The sequence below is a fragment of the Pseudoduganella sp. RAF53_2 genome (assembly GCF_052113985.1).
Classification (GTDB): domain Bacteria; phylum Pseudomonadota; class Gammaproteobacteria; order Burkholderiales; family Burkholderiaceae_D; genus Rugamonas.
Genome location: NZ_JBFRDW010000387.1, coordinates 1 through 5,687 on the forward strand (window position 1 = coordinate 1; position 5,687 = coordinate 5,687).

General features: G+C 54.7%; 6 protein-coding genes. 4 read left to right on the top strand and 2 right to left on the bottom strand.

Annotated elements, in window-relative coordinates; translation table 11 throughout:
* Positions 1-626 precede the first annotated feature (626 nt).
* On the top strand, positions 627-1,922 hold the full coding sequence (locus AB4Z11_RS20805; RefSeq protein WP_442027385.1) for a porin: 1,296 nt from the start codon (positions 627-629) through the stop codon (positions 1,920-1,922).
* Positions 1,923-1,941: 19 nt separating this feature from the next.
* On the top strand, positions 1,942-2,154 hold the full coding sequence (locus AB4Z11_RS20810; RefSeq protein ID WP_442027386.1) for a hypothetical protein: 213 nt from the start codon (positions 1,942-1,944) through the stop codon (positions 2,152-2,154).
* A 570-nt stretch (positions 2,155-2,724) separates the two neighbouring features.
* Here AB4Z11_RS20810 and AB4Z11_RS20815 read toward each other — a convergent pair.
* Positions 2,725-4,035 (bottom strand): YifB family Mg chelatase-like AAA ATPase, encoded by a 1,311-nt coding sequence (locus AB4Z11_RS20815; protein WP_442027387.1) that lies wholly within the window; start codon positions 4,033-4,035, stop codon positions 2,725-2,727.
* Between the two features lie 69 nt (positions 4,036-4,104).
* On the bottom strand, positions 4,105-4,353 hold the full coding sequence (locus AB4Z11_RS20820) for an accessory factor UbiK family protein (protein ID WP_442027388.1): 249 nt from the start codon (positions 4,351-4,353) through the stop codon (positions 4,105-4,107).
* A 204-nt stretch (positions 4,354-4,557) separates the two neighbouring features.
* Here AB4Z11_RS20820 and AB4Z11_RS20825 point away from each other — a divergent pair, with 204 nt between their 5' ends.
* Together AB4Z11_RS20825 and AB4Z11_RS20830 are read left to right on the top strand one after the other, a co-directional pair.
* Positions 4,558-5,325 carry a TorF family putative porin gene (locus tag AB4Z11_RS20825; protein WP_442027390.1) on the top strand — a complete coding sequence of 256 codons (768 nt, stop codon included), beginning with the start codon at positions 4,558-4,560 and terminating at the stop codon, positions 5,323-5,325.
* 11 nt (positions 5,326-5,336) lie between these two features.
* Positions 5,337-5,675, top strand: a complete 339-nt coding sequence (locus tag AB4Z11_RS20830) for a P-II family nitrogen regulator (RefSeq protein ID WP_442027391.1) — start codon at positions 5,337-5,339, stop codon at positions 5,673-5,675.
* Positions 5,676-5,687 lie beyond the last annotated feature (12 nt).

Consider the following 5,687-nt stretch of genomic DNA (forward strand, 5'->3'; position numbering starts at 1 on the left):
GCGTAGGTTGGGCCTTTAATCGATGAATTGGCCTCTAATCACCTTAAAAGGTATTTTATGCTCATTTACGCGCGCGGCCGTTTATCCATTGCGTCAGTCTTTCAGCAGACTGACGTCTGATTAGAAGAGTAAAGCGGAAAACACAGCCAGCAATCAGAAATATAGGCACGTACTTCAGTCGTTATTTCAATTCTTTAACTCTCGACTGCCTTGCCGGAAAGCGTTGTTATATTGCGAGCGTGGTATTTCTTGCTGAGCTCCCGAATATCAATATCAAGAATCAATTTTGGTATCGATCAATAAATCTGAGTTCCGGATTTATCTAGACTGTAGTTGCCGCAGGACTTATCTTAGCGGGCTTCTCATTGGTTCATTATCTTTTCGATAATTAATTCTAAGCCAAGCTGCTGGACTATAGTCAGATTGCAATGACAAAAATATTAGACTGCTCAATGATTGGCAGTGAATTTTACCATTTTGGCCGTAGTCAAAGTTGCATGGGGATAACATCTAGATGCTTCAGTCTGACTGACTAAGGCATCTAACTTCAACTGTCAATTGTRGATGGTTGCATTTCCCTACATTAAATATGGCCTTATAGGGTCCGATATATCCGGAGACAAACAATGAAATTTAAGCTGTTGTCGGCTGCTATTGCGGCTTGTTTTGCAGTTCCAGCATTTGCTGAATCCTCAATTACGATGTATGGCATTGCCGACGCCGGTGTGATGTATGTAAATAATGGCGGTACTGATTCCAAAGCGAAGTTAGTGAGCGGCATCGCTGATGGCTCCCGCCTCGGCTTCAAGGGCACAGAGGACTTGGGCGGGGGTTACAAGGCAGTGTTCAATCTGGAGGCGCGTATCGAAATGGATAACGGCAAACAGCAGGTGGGAAATTTGTCGTCTAACCAAGGGGTGGCGCTGGTAGAAGGTCTTAACTTTACCGTGCCGGCGTCGGCAGGTGGCGCGACGACTGCGGCGGCTCTTGCGGCAGGCGTGAAGAACGCGCTGAATCCTGCGGTGACTGTCAATATCAACAACGCACTATTTGATCGTACGGCTGTGGTGGGCTTGGTCACGCCAGTGGGTGCCGTACTTCTGGGACGAATGTACACCCCTGCTTATGAGGTAATTAACACTGGCGACGCTTTCGAATCCGGCACTGGCGGCAGCTGGCAAGGTGTCCTTATGGGCACCGGCGGCCTGCTAACGGCCGGCATGGCGGTCCGTACCGATAGAGCGGCGCAATACCGAATTGAATTGCCGAACGGCATCGGAGCGTCTTTGATGTACGGCTTCAAGAATTCCGGTTATATCGGTATGGATAAACGGTTCCGCGCTGCCAACATCCGTTACAAGGCGAATGGCTGGAACGTGGGCGCCGCCTACAATGAGGGCTTGGATCAAGTTGGCGCCCGCGGCCTTGTTACATCTACGATCGCTGGCTCCTACATGACTGGGGATTGGAAATTCTTCGCTGGTGTGCACAAACAGAAGAACGACAACTCGGTTATTATCCGCTACGCCTTGGATTTACTTACGCCAACCTTCAATCAGTTTGGACCGCAATTGGGCCCGGTGTTGATGTCTCAGGCCAACACTGTGCTCCGCCGAAACTTCCARCTGGATGCAATCAGCTACCAAGTCGGTATGCACTATTATGTCGGCTCTGGTCGCATCATGGCCAATGTGTCACGGCAGCATGACCGTCGTGCCGATGGCTCCGATGCCACTCAGTACGGTATCGGTTATGACCATAACCTTTCCAAGCGTACGGACATTTATGTGGTGGCTGCGTATATCCGGAACGAGAATGATGGCCAGTACGCGATCGGCGCCGCAGCCGCGCCAGGTGGGTTTACTGGCAAGCCAGGGCAAGATAGTAAGGGCGTGCAGTTGGGGATTCGCCATCGCTTCTAAGTTGTCCCGGCCGCTCCGCATGGCGTCCGCGCGCTGCGCTCTGATCATCGGCATCACACTGCTCGGCGCCTGTGCTACGTCACAGGCAACTGCCGATGCATTGCCTCTCCAGGCGCAGGATGACGCCGCAGCCGAACGCGCGCGTGTCATCGACGCCATGCTGTCGCGCTATCTTAAACCCGGTGCACCGGGTGCGGTAGTGATGGTGACCGAGCACGGCATGCCGCTGTAGTCGTGTAGTCGCTCCACAATTCGTCCGCAATGCATAGCGCCGCTGGGTCACGCGTCAGTACGATGTGGAGACATCTTCATTTTGCTAACCGAACGCGATGCAATCGGAGTAAAGAGGTGATGCTCGTTGTCAATCCGTGACCAGGAGCCGTTGAAGTTCATAGTCGCCCGCGTCTCCTGCTGTGGAAGTGGGCCTTTATAGCAAGCATAGCTCAGAATAAATTTCACAGGGGAAAATATCGTGGAAGTTTCAGTGAAATTTTAATGAAATGTGAGCTTAACTTTCACGATGGGCAYTCATGTCAAACTTTGGGTTGTTGAGGCCGATTGAGAATTGACCAGCCGGAACCCAGCAAAGAATGTCATAGCAACTCGCTTCGAACGTCGTGCCGACATTCATGAAGCATTCCTCAAACTCGGCTGCGCACTGGTCTGCTGGAGCATCTTAAGCGCACCGAGCTGTCTTTTTGAAACCGCCTCTAAGAGTATTCGCTACAAGTCCTTCATTAAATATAAGAGGCGGCTCGGCTCAAGGTACGGGCCGTAAATGTTCTGTAACTATTTTGTGCGTTTATTTACGACGTTTTGTGCGTTTAATTATGAATTTGCGCAGGTAGCGCAGGATGGCGTCCGGCGTACAACGGCATTGCCCACTGGGGTGCCCAAGAAAACCGCAGGGACAAGGATTCATCGCGGCGATCAGCTGAAAGCGCGCAGGGAATTCAGCATGCCGCAGGGCCCGCGCGATGGTGACGTGTCCGGATTCCAGTGGCTCTCTGAGCACCTCAAGTACCTTTCTGTCGAACTCGGGTAATTCATCCAGGAATAAAACGCCACAGTGCGCGAGCGATATTTCGCCCGGCCTGGGCACAGTGCCGCCGCCAACCAGCGCCGCGCCGGACGCGGTATGGTGCGGCGCGCGAAAGGGACGAGTCTTCCAGCTGCTCAGGGAGAAGTTGCCGATCAGCGATTGGACAGCGGCGGATTCGAGTGCTTCATCATCCGTCATTTCAGGCAGCACCCCGGCGAAGCGTGAAGCCAGCATGGTTTTGCCCGCACCTGGCGGTCCGATCAGCAGGATCGAGTGCTGGCCGGCAGCGGCGACTTCGAGGGCCCGCTTGGCATGCTTCTGGCCCTTTACATCAGCAAAGTCGAGATAGGGTGAGGGCAGCGGCAATGGAGAGCCGATATAGCGCTCCAGTGGGAATACGGGCGGTGGTTCGCGCCGGCGGCGCTTATTTGGCCGGGGCGGGTTTGCATCAGCTTCGCCTCCTTCGGCGCCTTTGCCGCTTTCGTCATTTGCTGCGCTCGCCTCATCGCTCCAGCCTCGGCTAATGGACTCGGGATCGGTGGCGGTCGGCGTTCCGCCAAAGTGAGCGCAGATCTGAAGCAGGGTGGCTGCCGGATAGATTGCAGCGTCGCGTACCAGGGCTGCTTCCTCGGCGTTGGCGAGCGGCAGGATGAAGGCACGGCCGCTGCGCGCGGAATCCTTGTGCATGGCGTAGGTCATGGCCAGTGCGCCGCGGATAGGGCGCAGCTCACCCGTGAGTGAAAGTTCGCCTGCAAACTCGTAGCGGTCGAGGGATTGGGCAGATAGTTGACCAGAGGCGGCCAGAATGCCGAGTGCTATCGGCAAATCGAAGCGCCCGGATTCCTTCGGCAGGTCGGCAGGAGCCAGGCTTACCGTGATGCGTTGAGCGGGCATGTCATAGCCCGTGTTGAGGATCGCTGCGCGCACCCGGTCACGGGATTCTTTGACCTCGGTGTCGGCGAGGCCGACGATGTGGAACGCAGGTAAGCCGTTGGCCAGATGCACTTCCACTGAGACTTCCAGCGCCTGCATTCCGGCCAGCGCCCGGCTCTTGAGGACAGCGATGCTCATAGACCCTCCTGTGTGGAGGAATCGTAGAGCTTTTCGCCTCAAAGGAATTGAGGCGTCACAAAGGCGGGCTTATTTGTTGTCGTCGGCCAGCTTGGCTTCCAGTTCGGCCAGGCGCTGCTCGACCAGCTCCAGCTTGGCGCGGGTTTTTTCCAGCATCTGACGCTGGATATCGAATTCTTCGCGGGTCACCAGATCCAGTTTGGCGAAACCCTGGGTCATCATTGCCTTGACGTTCTTTTCGATGTCCTTGGCGGGCGAATTTTCGATGGCCTGATTGATCTTGCCCTGAAGATCATTAAAAAAATTGTTCATATCCATATGGTTTCCCGTGTGTGTGATGTGTGCGCACCACGCTGGTGCAACTGCGGCTTTATTTGGTGCGGCCGCTTGTCATAGCATCGGCTTATGCAGTTATAACACGCCCACAATGCGCTGGCACGTATTCTGCTACTGACAGGTAAAGCTTGCCGATTAAGCCTGAATTTTAAACCGCAATAAAAATTCACTCAAAAGGAAATCGCCATGAATCACCTGAGCAAGAACCTGACTCTCGCAGCCGCCATTGCCCTGGCAATGGCAACTATGGGGGCGGGCCTGGCCCAAGCGGAAGAACAAGCCGCTGCAGCACCGGAAGCAAAGCCGGATCATGAGATCTCCTTCAACGCCGCCGTAACCAGCGATTACCGCTACCGTGGTATTTCGCAAACCCGCCTGAAGCCAGCCCTGCAGGGTGGCGCGGACTACGTCAACAACCCGACTGGTCTGTATGTGGGTACCTGGGCGTCCACTATCAAGTGGATCGACGACGCCGGTGGCGACGACAAAGTCGAATGGGATATTTACTTCGGAAAACGCGGCGAAATTATGCCGGATATTTCCTATGACGTTGGCTTCCTGGCCTATATCTACCCCGACCACGGACTGACGCCCGCACCGACCACGAAGGAACTGTACGCCCAGATCGGCTACGGTCCCTTCGCCCTGAAGTATTCGCACTCGATCAGCAATCTGTTCGGTTTCGCTGACTCGAAGAACAGCGGCTACATCGATGGCATGTTCAATTACGACGTCTATGACGGTTGGACGGTGAATGCGCACGTTGGCCATCAGAAGGTCCACCACAACAGCGCGGTCAGCTACACCGACTGGAAACTGGGCGTAACCAAGGACTTCGGCATTGCCACCGTGTCCCTGGCCTACGTGGATACCAATACTAAGGCCTACATCGGGCCCTACAACAAAGATCTGGGCAAGGCAGCTGCCGTGCTGATGATTTCCAAGACTTTCTAAGCGAGGCCAGTATGAAAATGATTACCGCCATTATCAAGCCGTTCAAGCTGGACGAAGTGCGTGAAGCGCTGTCGGCCATCAACGTGCAAGGTATTACGGTCACCGAAGTGAAAGGCTTCGGCCGCCAGAAGGGCCACACCGAGCTGTATCGCGGCGCGGAATATGTGGTCGACTTCCTGCCAAAAACCAAGATCGAAGCGGCCGTGGATGACGCTATCGTCGAGCAGGCGATCGAAGCGATCGAAGGCGCAGCGCGCACCGGCAAGATCGGCGACGGCAAGATCTTCGTCACCGATCTGGAACAGGTTATCCGTATCCGTACCGGCGAAACCGGCAACGACGCTCTTTAAGGGGAACTGGAA